Raw genomic sequence first — 16682 nt, forward strand, 5'->3', positions numbered from 1 at the left:
TGAAATGTCAACAATTTACTCCCGGCAAGGGCGCGGGTGCAAGCGGGCCCCGGTCGCGGAGGCGGGCGCCGGGCAGGGCGCGGGCCCGGCCGGTTCAGGGCCGCCTGCGCAGGCGGGCCATCACCTTAGAGGTCGACCCGCACCTTGCCCGCCTTCACCAATCCGGCCACGTCCCGGATTTCCGCCAGTAGCGCATCCTGCAGTTGCGCCGGGGTGCCGCCGGTGGGCTCAAACCCCTGTTCGGCCAGCTTGGTGTGGACGGATTCGGTTTTCAGGGCGCGGTTGATGCCCTGGTTCAGCGCCGCGATGGTGGCTTCGGGCGTGCCCGCCGCGCAGTACGTGCCGAACTGGATCTGCGCCGAAAACCCCGCAAAGCCGCTTTCGGCAACGGTGGGAATATCCGGATACTTCGGCAGGCGCTGCGGGCTGGTCACGGCCAGCACGCGCAGGCGGCCGGTCTTCAGATACGGTTCGACCGCGGCCACCGTGGCCACCACCACCTGGATCTGGCCGCCCAGCAGGTCAGTCATCATCGGGCCCGTGCCGCGGTACGGCACATGCAGCATCTCGATGCCGCAGGCGGCTTGCAGCAGTTCGGTGGCCAGGTGCTGGGGCGTGGCGTTGCCGGGCGTGCCAAAGGTCAGCGCCTTGGGCTCGCGCCGCGCCTGCGCGACCAGTTCGGCCAGCGTCTTGGCGGGCAGGTCGCTATTGACCGCCACCATGTAGGGCGAGCGCGCAATCGGGCAGACGGGCGCCAGCTGCTTGAGCACGTCTTCGGGCGGGCGGGCGTAGTAGCGCACCGACGGCACCAGGCCGGCAAACAGCAGCATGCTGCCGTCTTTCGCGCCGTTGGCCGTGTAGTCCGCGCCCAGCATGCCGCTGGCGCCGGGTTTGTTTTCCACGACCACGGGGCGATCCAGCGCGCCTTCCAGCGAGGCGGCGATGACGCGGCCCAGCACGTCGGTGCCGCCGCCCGGCGGGAACGGCACGATCACGCGCAGGGGCGCTTCGCGCGCGGCGGCCAGTCGCGGGGCGGCGACGCCCAACGGGGCCAGCGACAGTGCCGCCAGGGTCTTGATGAGGGTTCTGCGGTCCATGTGTCTTGTCTCCGTCCCCGCGTCGTGGCGGGGTTGTCGCGCATCGTCTCTGTCGGCGGACGATGTCAGGGTTCGGGGGAAATCAGTGTGGCGATGGCGTCGGCTAGGCCTTTGCGGCATGCGCCTGCGTCGAGGACGTCTGCGCGGGATTGGCCACCACCGGATGCGCCGACGCGAAGCTGCGAAGCGCGGCGGCCACCGTGCCGGGTTCCTCCACCGGCAGCATATGACGCTGGCCGGGGGCGACGCGGGCGCAGGCCCGGGGCAGGGCGCGCGCCAGGTCTCGCGTCATGCGCGGGTTGGAGCCGACGTCATGCTCGCCGGTCATGACCAGCACGGGGCAGGCGATGTCCGGCGCCGCCTGCGCCAGCAGCGGGTCACCCAATGCGAACAGCGCATACGCGGACAGAAAGCTCTCGCGGTCATTGTCGAGCAGGCGCTGTTCGATCTGCGCCACGCGCGCGGGCCGCGCGGCTTGAAAGGCCGGCGTGAACCAGCGCGTCAGCGACACCTTGGCGGCAGCTTCGGGGTCTTGCGTGGCCGCGGCATCCAGCCGGGCGCGCACGGCGGCGGCTTCTTCGTCCGTGCGCCGGAACACCGTGTTCAGCAGCACCAGCCGGCTGACGCGTTCGGGGTGCGCCGCCGCGTAGGCGCCCGCGATCAGGCCGCCCATGGAATAGCCCAGTACGGTCGCGTGTTGCCAGCCCGCGTGGTCCAGTTCGGCGTCCAGTTGCGCGATGAAGTCCTGGATGTCCGCCGGGCCGCGCAGCGCGGGCGCGGCGCCGTGGCCCAGCAGGTCATATCGCAGCACGTCGAAGTCCGGCTCAAGCAAGGGAGCCAGGTCGTCCCACAGCGTGTGGTCCAGGCCGACGCCGTGCAAGAGGACCAGCGGTTCGCCGCAGCCAGTTCGCCGCCGTTGCATGGTCATTTTGCGCGCGCCTCCTGTGCTTCCTGCTCCAGTTCCTTCATGTCTGAATAGCGGTTGCCGATGCGGTGATGCGGACGGCCCGAGGTGGCCGCGCCCAGCGCGATCACGATCTCGTCGGGCGCGGGCGCGTCGTTGATGGTGGTCTGCACCGTCAGGTAGTGCGAGCGCAGGCCTTCGTCCAGCTTGTGCATCAGCGGCACGGAGATCACGCAGCCCGGTCCGCCGCGCATGTTGGTGAAGCTGAGATAGCTGGTGCCGCCCACCGCGTTGCGGTAGAAGTTGCCGAAACGCAGCGTGTGGATCAGCGCGGACGCATGTTCGACTTCGCCCGCAGTGCCGACCACGGCGGCCTTGCCGTAGGCCTCGATGTTGTCCGCCGAACCGGCCTGGCGCAGGATCTCGCCGACCAGCAGTTCGCCCAGCGGCGGCGCCGCTTCTAGGATGCCGGGCCGCAGATCTTCCTGAAACGGCAGGCCGGCCCACGGATTGCGGATCACGGCGGCGGCCACGATCATCACCAGCGGGCGCTCGGCCGCTCGGCCGCCTTCAATGAGGGTTTTCTCGACGTAACTGACTACCTTGCGCACTTGCAGTGACATGCACTTGCTCCGAAATCGTGGGGATGAATGACGAACCCATTGTTCGACGCTGCGTGCGATTTTGACAATCCAAATTAACGTGAGCTAATTTCAGAAAATCCGAATTCAAGGCGGCTTTCCCCATGCCTACGTCCCTGAAGATCCAGCACCTGCGCCAGTTCCTGCTGGCCGCCGATCACGGCAGTTTTCGCGTCGCCGCGCAGGGCACGTTCCGGTCGCAGGCGGCGGTGTCGGCCGCCATGCAGGACCTGGAGCAACAACTGGGCGCGCCGCTCTTTGAACCCGGCAAGCGCGCCCAGCTGACGGCATTGGGCAACGCGGTGGCGCCGCTGTTTCGCGAGCTGCTGGCCACGCATGACCGGGTGCTGGACGCAGCGCGGCAGTTCGGCACGGGCAGCCAGGGGCCGGTGGCGATGGCCGTCATGCCGTCGCTGGCCGACGAGTGGCTGCCGCGGCTGCTCGCGCGCTTTGCGCGTACCCATCCTGACGTGCGGATCCGCGCGTTGGACGAAACCTCGCCCGAAGTGCACCGGCTGGTGCTGGCAGGCGAGGTGCAGGTGGGCGTGGCCGGGCAGGCCCCGCGCACGGACGAGGTGGCATTCACACCCGTGGCGCGGGACGCCTTCGGGCTGGTCTGCAAGAAAAGCCACCCGCTTGCGCGGCGGCGCGGCCCGGTGTCCTGGGCGGCGCTGGCCGATGAGCGGCTGATCGGCAACGCCACCTTTGAAACGTTGAAGAACCGTCAATTAGGCAGCGGCATCGACGACCCGGCGATCGTGGTATCCAACCGGGCTTCGCTATTGGCCAGCGTGGTGGGCGGCCTGGGCGTGACGGTGCTGCCGGTGCTGGCGCGGCCCGCGGCCGGCAGCGGGCTGGCGTTTGTGCCGCTGGCCGAACCCGTGGTCGAACGCATTGTCGGCGTGCTGACGCGCAAGGACGAGATGCTGCTGCCGTCGGTCGCCGCCATGCACGCGCTGGCACTGCGGTCGCTGGCGCAGTTCACGCGGCGCAAGGGTGCGGTGCTGGTGTAGGGCCGGTCAGCCTGCGGCGCCGGCTGGCGTCATCCGCCGCACGCATAAATCATGAACTGCCGGAAGGCCTCGGCCGGCTTGGCCATGGCCGCGCGCGGATGCCACAGCAGGCCGGCCTCCATGGGCGGCACGGCGTCGGTGATGGGCACGGCTTCGATTTTGCGTCCCTCCAGCGACCAGGGCCGGTAAACCATGTCCGACAGCATCGTGACGCCAAAGCCATGCGCGACCAGGCCGCGCAGCGCCTCCATCGACCGCGTGCGAAAGGCGATGTCGGGCTGCAGGCCGTGGCCGCGCCAATAACCCAGCGTGGATCGCTCGCCCTCGTCCATTTCAAGCAGGATGTAGGGATAGCGCGCGATGTCGGCAAGCGCGGGCGCGGCCGCCTGCGTCAGCGGATGCCCGGCCGCGGTCCAGAGCTGGCGCCTTGAGCGCACCAGCACGTGGTGGCCGAAGCGGTCGCGCTTGTCCACGTTGGACAGCAACGCCACGCCCAGCTCCACGTCGCCGCTTGCCACGGCCTGTTCGATCTCCGGGCGGTCCAGGTCCACCAGGTCCAGCACGACGTCCGGATAGCGCCGCCGGAACCGCGCCAGCAGGTCAGGCAGAAAGTACCCCAGCACCGTGTAGGACGCCGCGATCCGCACCGAGCCGCGCAGCGCATACCGCTGAAACCCGGGTTCGCGCAGCGCGTCGTCCAGGGAGTCGAGCACGTCGCGGGCGCGCTGGTGGAAGTTGTGGCCCTCGGGCGTCAACGTCACGCCGTGCGCGTGGCGGTCGAAGAGGCGCACGCCCAGTTGCGCTTCCAGCGCCAGCACGGCGTTGGTGACCGCCGACTGCGAGACGTGTTCGTCGGCCGCCGCCATGGAAAACCGCCCCGTGCGGGCGGCGGCGGCGAAGTACCGGAGTTGGCGGAGCGTGACGTCATTAGCCATGTGTTTTTCACATACCAGCTAGTCGAATATATGAATATACGATGGCTCCTCGCGTTCCTACACTGCGGAAAACATGTAAATGCCCGCACCGCAGATTGCAGGAGACAACCCGATGAACGCCCCTCTACCCCCTGGCGTGGCCGATACCCATGGCCTGTCGCTGGACGACAAATACGCGCAGCCCACCGGCCGCGTCTACCTGAGCGGCACGCAGGCGCTGGTGCGCTTGCCCCTGATGCAAAAGCAGCGCGACCAGGCGGCCGGCCTGAACACCGCCGGCTATGTGTCGGGCTACCGGGGATCGCCGCTGGGCGGCCTGGACCAGGCGCTCTGGAAGGCCAAGCGTCATTTGAAAGACAACGATGTCGTGTTCCAGCCCGGCCTGAACGAGGATCTGGCCGCGACCGCCGTCTGGGGATCGCAGCAGCTCAATCTGTTTCCCGGCGCGCAGCGCGATGGCGTCTTTGGCATGTGGTACGGCAAGGGGCCGGGGGTGGACCGGTCGGTGGACGTGCTCAAGCACGCCAACTCGGCCGGCACGTCCGCGCATGGCGGGGTGCTGATGCTGGCGGGCGACGACCACGCCGCCAAGTCCTCGTCGGTGGCGCACCAGTCCGAACACGTGCTGATCGCCAGCGGCATCCCGGTGCTGTACCCGTCCAACGTGCAGGAGTATCTGGATTACGGCCTGCATGGCTGGGCGATGAGCCGCCACACGGGCCTGTGGGTGGCGATGAAATGCGTGACGGACGTGGTGGAGTCCAGCGCCTCGGTGGACGTTGACCCGTCACGCGTGCGGATCGTGCTGCCCGAGGACAGCCTGCCGCCAGGCGGGCTGAACATCCGCTGGCCGGACTCGCCGCTGGCGCAGGAGGCGCGGCTGCTGGACCACAAATGGTACGCGGCGCTGGCCTATGTGCGCGCCAACAAGCTGAACCGCGTGGTGCTGGACTCGCCCAACGCGCACTTCGGCATCATGACGGCCGGCAAGGCGTATCTGGACGTGCGCCAGGCGCTAAACGACCTGGGGCTGGACGATGCGGCCTGTGCACAGGCGGGCATCCGCGTGCTGAAGGTGGGCTGCATCTGGCCGCTGGACGCGCAGGACGCGCGCGAATTCGCCACGGGTCTGAAGGAGATCCTGGTCGTCGAGGAAAAGCGCCAGATCCTGGAATACGCGCTCAAGGAAGAGCTGTACAACTGGCGCGACGACGTGCGGCCCCGCGTCTTCGGCAAGTTCGACGAGCGCGAGAACGGCGGCGGCGAATGGTCCACGCCGCGCGGCGGCTGGCTGCTGCCGGCGCGGTATGAGCTGTCGCCCGCGCTGATCGCCCGCGCCATTGCCGCCCGCCTCGAAAAAGCCAGCCTGTCCGACGCGTTGCGCGCGCGCATTGCGGCGCGCCTGGCCGTCATCGACGCGAAAGAGCGCGAGGCCAGCCGCCCCACGCTGGTCGAAGAACGCAAGCCCTGGTTCTGTTCGGGCTGTCCGCACAACACCTCCACGCGCGTGCCGGAAGGATCGCGTGCGGTGGCGGGCATCGGCTGCCATTACATGGCGATGTGGATGGACCGCAATACCGACACCTTCAGCCAAATGGGCGGCGAGGGCGTGGCGTGGCTGGGCCAGAAGGACTTCACGTCCGAGCGCCATATCTTTGCCAATTTGGGCGACGGCACGTATTTTCATTCGGGCCTGCTCGCCATTCGCGCGGCCATCGCGGCGCGCGCGCGCATCACCTACAAGATCCTCTACAACGACGCCGTCGCCATGACGGGCGGGCAGCCGGTGGACGGCGTCCTGACCGTGCCGCAGATCGCGGCGCAGATGCTGGCCGAAGGCGTCGTCAAGACGGTGGTCGTGACGGACGAACCCGACAAGTACACGGGGGCGCAGACCTTGCCGGCAGGGGTGGAGGTCCACCACCGCAAGGCGCTGGACGACGTGCAGCGCGCGCTGCGCGACATTGACGGCGCCACGGTGCTGATCTACGACCAGACCTGCGCGACCGAGAAGCGCCGCCGCAGAAAGCGCGGCGAGTATCCCGATCCGCCCCGGCGCGCCTTCATCAACGAAGCGGTCTGCGAAGGCTGCGGCGATTGCTCGGTGCAGTCGAACTGCCTGTCGGTGGAACCGCTGGATACGCCGCTGGGCACGAAGCGGCGCATCAACCAGTCGTCGTGCAACAAGGATTTTTCGTGCGTGGAGGGATTTTGTCCCAGCTTCGTGACGGCCGAAGGCGCCACGCCGCGCAAGCCCGGCAAGCAGGGCGGCGCGCCGTCGCTGGCTGAGGTCCCGCTGCCCGGCCAGGCTGACATTGCACCGGGCGCGGCGTATCGCGTGGTCGTGGCCGGCGTTGGCGGCACGGGCGTGGTGACGGTCGGCGCGCTGATCGGCGCGGCCGCGCACATCGAAGGCAAGGGCGTGACCGTGCTGGACATGGCCGGGCTGGCGCAAAAGGGCGGGGCGGTGCTCAGCCACGTGCAGCTGGCCAACCGGCCCGAGGACCTGCACGCCACGCGCGTCGCGCTGGGCGAGGCCGACCTCGTGATCGGCTGCGATGCCCTGGTGTCGGCGTCGCCCGAGGTGCTGTCGCGCCTGCGGCCCGATCATGGCCGTGCGGTGGTCAACAGCAGCGCCGCGCCGACGGCCGCGTTTCTGTCGCAGCCCTCGTGGCGTTTTCCGGGGGCGCAGGCGCAGGCCGCGCTGACGCAGAGCACGGGCGGCAATTGCGACTTCCTGGAGGCCGGCCCGCTGGCCGAGGCCCTGCTGGGCGACAGCATCTACGCCAATCCGCTGCTGTTGGGATACGCGTGGCAAAGGGGTGGACTGCCGCTGTCGCTGGACAGCCTGCGCCGCGCGATCCAGATCAACGGCGTGTCGGTGGACAAGAATCTGGCTGCCTTCGAATTGGGCCGCCAGGCCGCGCATCGCGGCGTGGATGCGCTGCGCCCCGCGGCGGCCGAGCGGGTGGTGGCCATGCCGGAATCGCTGGACGCGCTGGTCAAGCGTCTGGCGGCACACGTGCGTGATTATCAGGACGAGGCCTATGCGCGTCGCTTCCTGACCGCGGTGGAGTCGGTGCGCGTGCGTGAAGCCGCGCTGGGCGACAAGCGGCAGGACGTGACGCGCGCGGTGGCGCGCAATCTTGCCAAGCTGATGACGTACAAGGACGAATACGAGGTGGCGCGGCTGCATGCCGATCCGGCTTTCAAGGACCGGCTGCGCGCGCAGTTCGAGGGCGAGCCGGGCCGCGACTACACGCTGCGTTACTACCTTGCACCGCCCATCCTGGCGCGTCGCGATGCGCGCGGGCGGCTGCAGAAGCGCGCGTACGGCGCCTGGATGGAATCGGCATTCCGGCTGCTTGCGCCCTTGAAGCGCGTGCGCGGCACGTGGCTGGACGTGTTCGGCAGAACGGCCGAGCGCCGCATGGAACGCCAGCTCGCGGCTGACTATCTGGCGCTGGCGGACGAATTTGCCCGCACGCTGGACGCCGGCAATCGCGATGTGGCGCTGGAACTGGCCAACGTGCCGGATGCGATCCGGGGGTATGGGCATGTGAAGGAAAAGAGCGTCGAGCAGGCTCGCGTCCGGCAGGCCGGGCTGTGGGAGCGGTATCGCGGCGGCGGCGCGGACCGGCTGGCGGCCTGAGCGCGGCCTGAGCGCGACCGGAGCGCGGCCTGGGCGCGGCCCGGCGTGGTGCCGGGTCGAGGGGGGTGGTGCATGGCGCCTGTGCGCGCCGGAACGGCAATATGACACCGGTCGGTCCGGCATATAGGGTTCCCCCCACTTCGCCCGCCGCGAAGCCCAGCTTCACAAATCCTTAATTGGCAGCCAATCCGGGCTGCGTCAGAGTGCGCAACAGAGAAAACGGCCGCCAGATGCCGTTTCCGGCCACGCGCTGCGCGTGGCCCCGCCGCAAGGCGCCTTCGCACGGAAAACACCTGTCGACGATGTGAACCCGGGACACACCGGGAGCTTGCTGATCGGCCGCGCCGTCCGGGCTGCGGCTTCCCCTGTTGGTCCGAGGAGACAACAATGCGCAAGAGCTGGAAGGCAATGGTTGGGGCGGTGGCGGTCATGGCGGGCGGATGGGCACACGCCGCCGACGCGCCGCCGGTGGACGTGAAGCTGATGCAGCTGTCGGTGGGCAAGATCGAGCTGGACAAGGGCTTCATGACCGCCATGGTGGACGTGGGCACCAAGATCAAGATTCCGGTGCCGGCCTATGTGATCCAGCACCCGCGCGGGCTGGTGCTGTTCGACACCGGCATGAACCAGGCCACGGCCGATGGCAACTGCGCCAATTACTGGGGACAGGGGCTGTGCGGCGCCTTCAATTCCATCCAGGGCCGCGACGAGGTCATCGACCGCCAGCTCAAGGCCGCCGGCTTTGACGTCAGCGACGTGAAGTATGTTGTGTACTCGCACTTCCACTTGGACCACGCCGGCAACATCAAGATGTTCCCCAAGGCCAAGCACGTCGTGCAGAAGGCCGAGCTGCGCGCCGCCTGGTGGCCAGAAAAATTCCAGCGCGCCGCCTACGTCATGAAAGACTTCGACACCACGCGCGACTACGACTTCATCCAGGTGGATGGCGACTTCGACCTGTTCGGCGACGGCACCATCGTATTGCTGGACACCAAGGGCCACACGCAGGGCCACCAGTCGCTGCAGGTCAAGCTGCCCAAGACCGGCACGGTGCTGCTGGCCGCGGACGCCATCTACACGGGTGAAAACGAGGCCGGCGTCATTCCCGGCATCACCTGGAACACGGCCGCGTCCATGCAGGCCATCGACCGGCTCAAGCAGATCCGCGACGCGCGCCAGGGCCAGCTCTGGTACAGCCACGACGCGGCGCAGCACGCGCAGAACGCCAAGACCAAAGTCTTCGACTGAAGGCCCCCATGGAGCCCGCCGTCGCCTTGCATCAGGTCAGCAAGTCGTTCGGATCCCGCCAGGTCCTGGAATCCCTGAGCCTGTCCGTCAGGCCCGGGGAAATCCTGGGCCTTCTGGGACCGAACGGCAGCGGCAAGACCACGACACTGCGCCTGATGGCGGGCTTTTACACGCCCGACAGCGGGCGCATCGCCATCCGGGGCCGCGAGCCCGTGCCGGGACGCGGCAACGCCGACATCGGCTATCTGCCCGAGCGCGCGCCGCTTTATGACGCGCTGACGGTCACCCAGTATCTGGAGTTCGGCGCCGGCGTGAAGGTGCAGGGCGGCGCCCGCGCCTGCCGCCAGGCCATCGAACGCGCCATCGACGGCTTTGACCTGCAAGGCGTGGCGCGCTCGGTGATCGGACGCCTGTCCAAGGGGCAGCGCCAGCGCGTGGGGCTGGCGCAGGCCGTGCTGAACGACCCGCCGGTGCTGCTGCTGGACGAAGCCACCAACGGCCTGGATCCCGTGCAGATCGTGGAAGCGCGCGCCATGATCCGGCGCTGCGCCGAGGGCCGCGCGGTGGTGTTCAGCAGCCATTTGATGCAGGAAGTCGAGGCGCTGTGTTCGCGCATCGCGATCCTGCGGCAGGGCCGGCTGGTCCAGGACCAGCCGCTGGGCGAATCGCAGGCAGCGCTGCAAATGCAGCTGTCCCTGCCCGCGGCGGGGCATGCCGCCTTGCACGCGGCGTTGTGCGCGTGTCCGGGCGTGAAGGCCGTGGACATCACGCTGCTGGATGCCGGCACCAGCAAGTGGCGGGTCACGTGGGACCCGCCGGGAGCAAGCGCGACTTCCAACGCGACCACCAACGCCGCCGCGTGCGACGCAGTCATGCGCACGGCGCTGGCGCACGCGGAACTGCGCGCCGTGCTGCCCGCGCAGGAAGCGGTCGAGGCCCGCCTGCTGGCGGCGCTGGCGCCCAACGATCCCCCGTTACGGAGACGCGCATGAAGGGTTTCGCGGCCTTGTACCGCAAGGAACTGCGCACCGACTTCGGCTCGCCCGTGGCGCTGGCCGTGGTGGCGGTGTTCTGGGCCCTGTCGGGCTATCTGTTCAGCTTCAACCTGTTTTTTGTCAGCACCGGGCAGATGGTGACGGCGTTTCACAACATGACCATCCTGCTGATGCTGGTGATGCCGCTGGTCAGCATGCGCGCCTTCGCGGAAGAGGCGCGGCAGGGCACGCTGGAATTGCTGCTGACGCTGCCGCTGTCGGACTTCACGCTGGTCGCGGCCAAGTATGCGGCGGGGCTGACCATGCTGGCGCTGATGCTGGCGGGCACCATGTCGGCGGTGTTGCCGCTGGCCTGGTACGGCGAGCCCGACTACGGCCCCATCGTGGGCGGCTACATCGGCGTGTTCCTGTATGGTGCGCTGTTCCTGGCGATCGGCATTGCCGTGTCCAGCGCCTGCTCGAACCAGATCGTGGCCGCCAGCGCCACGTGGGGCATCCTGGTGCTGTTGTGGTTCATCGACTATCCCGCCGCGCTGGACGCGTTTCCGGCGCTGTCGCCGTTCTTTCAGGCGTTGTCGCTGTCCGCCCAGCATGTGGACTTCATCCGGGGCGTGCTGCCCGGACCGGCCACGGTGACCCTGGCCAGCGTCACCGTGCTGGCCCTGATGGTGGCCTCGGTCAACCTGAAGCGCTGGAGGCTGCGATGACCCCCGCCCTGCGCCGTGCCGGGCGGCGGTTGTCGCTGTGGCTGCCGGTGCTGGCCGTGGCCGCGCTGCTGCTGGCGCTGAACTTGTGGGCGTCGCGCAATCTGGGACGCATCGACCTGACCGCGCAGCGGGTCTACAGCCTGGCCCCGGAAAGCCTTGAGGTCGCGGGGCAGATCCGTCAGCCTGTCGAGGTGACATGGTTTTACGACCTGCGCAACAAGAGCATGGTCGACGCGCTGGAACTCCTGCGGCAGTACGAGCGCCAGAATCCGCTGATCCGCGTGCGCGGCGTGGACCCCGCGCTGCGGCCCGCCGAGGCGCGCGCCGCCGGCATCCAGTTCGCGGGCAGTGCGGTGCTGGCCTCGGGCGCGCGGCGCACCACGATCAACGGCGGCACCGAAACGGACTTCACCAATGCGCTCATCCGCATCAGCCAGAATGGGGCGCAGACGGTCTGCTTCACGCAGGGCCACCGCGAGGCGACGCTCGACAGCCTGACGTCGCTGGACGACCTGGAAGATCACAGCAGCGACGAAAACCTGGTGGCGCGCGTCGAGGTGCACGAACAGCACGGCATGGCGATGGCGCGCAACGCCCTGCAGACGCTGGGGTTTTCCACGCGCGCGGTGGGCGCGGGCAGCCTGGCGCAAGCCTTGCCGGGCTGCGCCGTGCTGGTGGCGGCCGGTCCGCGCACGCCGTTCGGCGACGACGAGGCGCAAGCGCTGCGCCGCTGGACCGGCGCGGGCGGCAAGACGCTGTTGCTGCTGGAACCCGACACGCGGCATGGGTTGGACGGCCTGCTGGCGGACTTCGGCATCGCGCTCGCGCCGGGCGCGCTGGCCGATCCGGGCAGCCACTACCGCAACGATCCCGGCAGTCCCGCGGTCAGCGACTACACGCGCCACAAGATGACGCGCGGCCTTCCGCTCAGCTTCTTTCCCGGCGCGGCGGGACTTGAGCCGGCGGGAGACACCTTGCCGCCCGGCGTGGTGGTGACGCCGTTGGCGCAGACGTCAGCCGCCGCGCATCCCCCGGGGCAGCCTGCCTCGCGCTACACGCTGATGGCGCTGGCCACGCGCAACGCGCAGGCCGCCAGCGCGGAAGGCGCGGCCCATCCCACGCTGCTGGTGGCGGGCGACAGCGACTTCGCCGTCAACCGGCATTTCGCCACGCTGGGCAATGGCGCGCTATTCACCAATGCCGTCACGCTGCTGGCGGGTGAAGACGCCTTGCTGACGATCCGGCCCCGTCATTACGAGAACCGCCGCGTGGAACTGACCAACCGCCAGATGCGCGCCGTGTTCTGGACCAGCACGGTGGCCCTGCCGCTGCTTGCGCTGCTGACGGGACTGCTGTTGTGGTGGAGGCGCCGTTGAAGGCCGGGCGCCTGTTGTGGCCCGGGCTGCTCGCGGCCGGCATCGCACTGTCCGCGTGGCAATGGCAAGAGGCCGCGCATGCCCCGGCGCATCATCACGGCCATACCCATCTGCATGACGACAGCGGCAAGCCTGCCAGGCTCTACGCATGGGAGGCCGACAAGGCCGCGCTGGTCACCCTGGACGGTCCGGGAGGCTCGGTCCGCCTGACACGGCAGGCGCAGGGCTGGGTCGCATCCCCGGAGGGCACGGCGGCAGGCTTTGATGCGGCGGGCTTTGTGGCGCTGTTTTCGCAGGCGCGCAGCGACCGCACGCTCACGCCCGAGGACGGCGAAACGTATGGGCTTGCACCGCCGCAGTTGCGCATCGATGTGCGCGATGCCGCGGGCGCGAGGCTTGCCCAGCTGGACGTCGGCGCGCTTGCGCCGGATGGACTAGGCCGTTATGTACGTCTGCCGGACGAGGCGCAGATCCGGATTATCCCGGACTATCAAACGCGGGCACCACTGGCGGCGTTGGGGCAATCCACACCCACTCCATCGCTTGTTAAACCCGCCTTGCACAAAGATAAATAGCAGCCCGATTCACCCCTACCTATACTTCGCACACATACACAGGCGGACGTGCCCACGCCGTAGCGGGGCGGGCCCCCAGCCTGCAATAAAAGGGCCTTCCGGCGGCTGGCGCTGTGCGCCAATCAGCACGGAAAGGTTGATAACGAGACAAGGGCGCGCCGGGCGCGCCCGGGCGCAAGCCCGCACGCCGCGTGTGGCATGTTGAAATCGCCGCCGCCGTGCTCAGCGTATTGGGAGAAGACGCTTGACCTTGGATCTATTGCCTCTCGCCTTGGTGGATGGCGTGGCATACGCCAGTCTGCTGTTCCTGGTATCGATGGGGTTAACCCTGGTGTTCGGGGTGATGGGCATCCTGAACGTCGCGCACGGCGCGTTCTACGCCTTTGGTGGCTATGCCGCGGCCAGCCTCGTCATGTTCCTGGCGCCCAAGACCGACTCGCCCATCCTCCTGTTCGCGGCCTTGTTCGTGGCCGCCATCGCCATCGGGCTACTGCTTGGCAGCATCATGGAATTCGTCCTGATCCGCCGCGCACAGAACTACGACCCCATCCTCAAGCTGCTGCTCACCTTCGGCGCCTTCCTGATGCTGGAAGACATCCAGCGCATGCTGTGGGGCGCGCAGCCCTATAGCGCCAGCGAAGTCGTCAACCGCCTGGGCAACATCGAGATCGGCGACATCACCTACACGACGTATCAACTGGTGGTCGTGCCCGCCACGGCGCTCTTGGCCTACGTGTGCCTGGAATTCTTCCTGCGTCACACCAAGCTGGGCAAGCAGACGGTGGCCACCACGCACAACCGCGAAGTCGCCACGTCGCTTGGCATCAACGCCAAGAAGATCGGCTACGTCACCTTCGTGATCGCGACCATCCTGGGCGCCCTGGGCGGCGCGCTGGCCTCGCCCACCACCTCGCTGGTGCCGGGGGCGGGCACGGACATGACGGTGCTGTCGTTTGCCGTGGTCGCTACCGCGGGCCTCGGCCAGATCACCGGCGCGCTGATCGCCGCGCTGCTCATCGGCATCATCCGCGCCATCGCCGTGTACGCCGCGCCGGAGCTGGAAGTCGCCGTGCCCTACATCATCATGGTGCTGGTGCTGATCATCCGTCCGCACGGCCTGTTCACCGTTGCCCAAGCGAGGACGATCTGATGAAAGTCCCTGTCCTGAGCGTGCTGGCCGCGCTGTTCACGCTATTTCTTGGCTACACCTATTCCTGGACCATCACGCCCATCGTCATCGGCCTGACCTACGCCATCGCGGCGCTGGGCGTGTCGGTGATGGCGCGCGCCGGCCAGATCTCGTTCGGCCACGCCATGTTTGCCTGCATCTCGGCGTACACGGTGGCGTTCCTGGCCAAAGCCATGCCCGGCCTGGATGCGCTCGTCCTGATCCTGGCCGGCGTCGTCGCCAGCTTTGTCGCCGCCGTCGTCATCGGCCTGTTCGTCGTGCGTTACCGCGGCATCTTCTTCGGCATGTTGAATCTGGCGCTCAGCATGGTGCTGTTCGCGCTCCTGGGCAAGCTCTACACGCTGACCGGCGGCTCGGACGGCATGCGCATCGTGCGCCCGACCATGGCCGGCATCGTGATGGAGCGCGAATCCTTCGAACGCGCGTTGCTGGTGCTGACGCTGGTCCTGTCGCTGGTGCTGGCCTGGTGGGTGCAGCGCTACTTCCGCTCGGGCAGCGGTCAGGCGCTGTCGGCTATCAAGACCAACGAAACCCGCATCGAATATCTGGGCTTTTCCGCCTACTTCATCATGTGGAAGGGCTACCTGCTGTCGGCCGTGGTGGTCGGCTTCTCGGGCGCGATCCTGGCGCTGATGCAAGGGCTGGTCACGCCGGAAATCGGTTCGTGGCTGCGTTCCGGCGAGTTCGTCTTCATCACCATCCTGGGCGGCGCGGGCCATGCCGCCGGCGCGTTCCTGGGCGCGGTGGGCTTCGAATCCGTCAAGCTCGTGTCCGCCGCCTACTTCCCCGGCCTGTGGCAATTCCTGCTGGGCCTGACGCTGATCCTGGTCATCTTCATGTTCCCCACCGGCTTCGTCGGCCAGATCACCAAGCGCATCCGGTCGCGGGAACGCGCCCAGCGCCGCGCGCAGGCGCCCCTGCAGGCCGCGGCAAGGAACTGACGATGAAACCGCTCATTCAAACCACCGACCTCTATCTGGCCTTCGGCGGCGTGGTGGCCGCCGACAACATCAACTTCGAACTGCACGAAGGCGAACGGCTGGCCGTGATCGGCCAGAACGGCGCGGGCAAGACGACCTTCATCAACATCTGCACCGGCTACCTCACGCCATCGACGGGCAAGGTCTATTTCGACGGCAAGGACGTCACGGCGATGGCGCCGCGCAAAATCGTGCGGCTGGGCATGGGACGCTCGTTCCAGCTTCCGCAGCTATTTACCGAACACACCGTGCGCCAGTGCGTGCAGATCGCCGCCGCCAGGCGCAACAAGGAACTGAGCTGGTTCCGGTCGCTGGAAAGCACCATCGACGCCCGCGAGGTGGACGCGACGCTGGACCTGGTGGGCCTCTTGCCCGATGCCGACGAAGCGTGCATCGAGCTGCCCGAAGGCAAGCGCAAGCTGCTGGACGTGGCGATGGCGCTGGCGTTGCAGCCCAAGCTGCTCATCATGGACGAACCCACCAGCGGCGTTGCATCGGAAGACAAGTTCGCGCTGATGGAAACCGTGATGCACGCGCTGGACGAGCGCCGCGTCACCAGCTGGTTCGTCGAGCACGATGTGGACATCGTGTCGCGCTACGCCACCCGCGTGGCGGCCTGGATCGCGGGCAAGGTGGCCGCGGACGGCTCGCCCGAGGACGTCTTGAACAATCCGCAGATCAGAAGCGAAGTGCTGGGGGCCTGAACCATGTTGAACCTATCGGCCATTAACGTCGACCTGGCGGGCAATCGCATCCTGCGCGACGTCAGCGCCAACTTTGAAGCGTCCCGCACCATCGGCATCGTGGGCCGCAACGGCGCGGGCAAGACCACGCTCCTGCGCACCATCATGGGCCTGACGCGCATTCGTTCCGGCAAGATCGCGTTCGACGGCACCGACCTGACGTCGCTGCCCGGGCACAAGCGCGCCGCCATGAAGGTGGGCTACGCGCCCGAGGACCGCGTCATCTTCCCGACCATGACGGTCGAGGAAAACCTGCATCTGCCGTGCGAGGTGCAGGGCCAGTCCAAGGCCGAGATCCAGGCCCGCATGGACACGGTGCTGAAGGTGGTGCCGCAGCTGGAACCGATGCTCAAGCGCTCGGGCTCCGCGTTGTCGGGCGGGCAAGGCAAGATGGTGGCGCTGGCGCGCGCCGTCATGGTCGGCACCCGGCTCTTGATGCTGGACGAGCCCTTTCAGGGGCTCGCGCCCAAGCTGGCGCGCGACTACACCGAGGCGCTGGGCCGCCTGAAGGAAATGCAGCCCGACCTGTGCGTGGTCATCACGGAATCCAACGTGAAGCTGCTGGGCGACATCCCCGACCAGATATGGACGATCGAGCGCGGCTCGATCACGCTGAACTGATACCCC

General features: G+C 68.1%; 15 protein-coding genes. 11 read left to right on the forward strand and 4 right to left on the reverse strand.

What is annotated here, in order from left to right:
• Window positions 1-125: 125 nt before the first annotated feature.
• From KVT32_RS10765 to KVT32_RS10775, 3 genes are all read right to left on the reverse strand, one after another.
• Window positions 126-1097, reverse strand: a complete 972-nt coding sequence (locus tag KVT32_RS10765; protein WP_217618169.1) for a tripartite tricarboxylate transporter substrate binding protein — start codon at window positions 1095-1097, stop codon at window positions 126-128.
• Between the two features lie 103 nt (window positions 1098-1200).
• Entirely contained in the window at window positions 1201-2025 is an 825-nt protein-coding gene (locus tag KVT32_RS10770; RefSeq protein WP_152382663.1) for an alpha/beta fold hydrolase, read from the reverse strand.
• Entirely contained in the window at window positions 2022-2624 is a 603-nt protein-coding gene (locus KVT32_RS10775) for an amino acid synthesis family protein (protein WP_056325045.1), read from the reverse strand. The genes KVT32_RS10770 and KVT32_RS10775 overlap by 4 nt, the downstream gene beginning before the upstream one ends.
• Before the next feature lie 122 nt (window positions 2625-2746).
• Here KVT32_RS10775 and KVT32_RS10780 point away from each other — a divergent pair, with 122 nt between their 5' ends.
• Window positions 2747-3655 carry a LysR family transcriptional regulator gene (locus KVT32_RS10780; protein WP_217618170.1) on the forward strand — a complete coding sequence of 303 codons (909 nt, stop codon included), beginning with the start codon at window positions 2747-2749 and terminating at the stop codon, window positions 3653-3655.
• A 29-nt stretch (window positions 3656-3684) separates the two neighbouring features.
• Here the strand turns inward: KVT32_RS10780 and KVT32_RS10785 are convergent, their stop codons facing one another.
• Window positions 3685-4590 (reverse strand): LysR family transcriptional regulator, encoded by a 906-nt coding sequence (locus KVT32_RS10785; protein WP_180097714.1) that lies wholly within the window; start codon window positions 4588-4590, stop codon window positions 3685-3687.
• 112 nt (window positions 4591-4702) lie between these two features.
• Between KVT32_RS10785 and KVT32_RS10790 the strand changes: the two genes are divergently transcribed.
• From KVT32_RS10790 to KVT32_RS10835, 10 genes are all read left to right on the forward strand, one after another.
• Window positions 4703-8242 carry an indolepyruvate ferredoxin oxidoreductase family protein gene (locus tag KVT32_RS10790; RefSeq protein ID WP_217618171.1) on the forward strand — a complete coding sequence of 1180 codons (3540 nt, stop codon included), beginning with the start codon at window positions 4703-4705 and terminating at the stop codon, window positions 8240-8242.
• 387 nt (window positions 8243-8629) lie between these two features.
• Window positions 8630-9490, forward strand: coding sequence for an N-acyl homoserine lactonase family protein (locus KVT32_RS10795; protein ID WP_152382659.1), 861 nt, complete (start codon window positions 8630-8632; stop codon window positions 9488-9490).
• An 8-nt stretch (window positions 9491-9498) separates the two neighbouring features.
• Entirely contained in the window at window positions 9499-10482 is a 984-nt protein-coding gene (locus tag KVT32_RS10800) for an ABC transporter ATP-binding protein (RefSeq protein ID WP_152382658.1), read from the forward strand.
• Window positions 10479-11192 carry an ABC transporter permease gene (locus KVT32_RS10805; RefSeq protein ID WP_056325070.1) on the forward strand — a complete coding sequence of 238 codons (714 nt, stop codon included), beginning with the start codon at window positions 10479-10481 and terminating at the stop codon, window positions 11190-11192. Before KVT32_RS10800 ends, KVT32_RS10805 begins: the two co-directional genes overlap by 4 nt.
• Window positions 11189-12568 carry a GldG family protein gene (locus KVT32_RS10810; RefSeq protein ID WP_217618172.1) on the forward strand — a complete coding sequence of 460 codons (1380 nt, stop codon included), beginning with the start codon at window positions 11189-11191 and terminating at the stop codon, window positions 12566-12568. The genes KVT32_RS10805 and KVT32_RS10810 overlap by 4 nt, the downstream gene beginning before the upstream one ends.
• Complete coding sequence (locus KVT32_RS10815) at window positions 12565-13143, forward strand: DUF4340 domain-containing protein (RefSeq protein ID WP_227741306.1); 579 nt, start codon at window positions 12565-12567, stop codon at window positions 13141-13143. The genes KVT32_RS10810 and KVT32_RS10815 overlap by 4 nt, the downstream gene beginning before the upstream one ends.
• A 244-nt stretch (window positions 13144-13387) precedes the next feature.
• Window positions 13388-14293 (forward strand): branched-chain amino acid ABC transporter permease, encoded by a 906-nt coding sequence (locus KVT32_RS10820; RefSeq protein WP_056325078.1) that lies wholly within the window; start codon window positions 13388-13390, stop codon window positions 14291-14293.
• The gene (locus KVT32_RS10825; RefSeq protein WP_056325080.1) at window positions 14293-15273 is read left to right on the forward strand and encodes a branched-chain amino acid ABC transporter permease; all 981 of its coding nucleotides are present in this window, start codon (window positions 14293-14295) and stop codon (window positions 15271-15273) included. Before KVT32_RS10820 ends, KVT32_RS10825 begins: the two co-directional genes overlap by 1 nt.
• A 2-nt stretch (window positions 15274-15275) precedes the next feature.
• Window positions 15276-16016, forward strand: coding sequence for an ABC transporter ATP-binding protein (locus tag KVT32_RS10830; protein ID WP_152382655.1), 741 nt, complete (start codon window positions 15276-15278; stop codon window positions 16014-16016).
• A gap of 3 nt (window positions 16017-16019) precedes the next feature.
• On the forward strand, window positions 16020-16676 hold the full coding sequence (locus KVT32_RS10835; protein ID WP_063956832.1) for an ABC transporter ATP-binding protein: 657 nt from the start codon (window positions 16020-16022) through the stop codon (window positions 16674-16676).
• Window positions 16677-16682 lie beyond the last annotated feature (6 nt).

The organism is Achromobacter sp. GbtcB20, assembly GCF_019091095.1.
GTDB lineage: Bacteria > Pseudomonadota > Gammaproteobacteria > Burkholderiales > Burkholderiaceae_B > Achromobacter > Achromobacter mucicolens.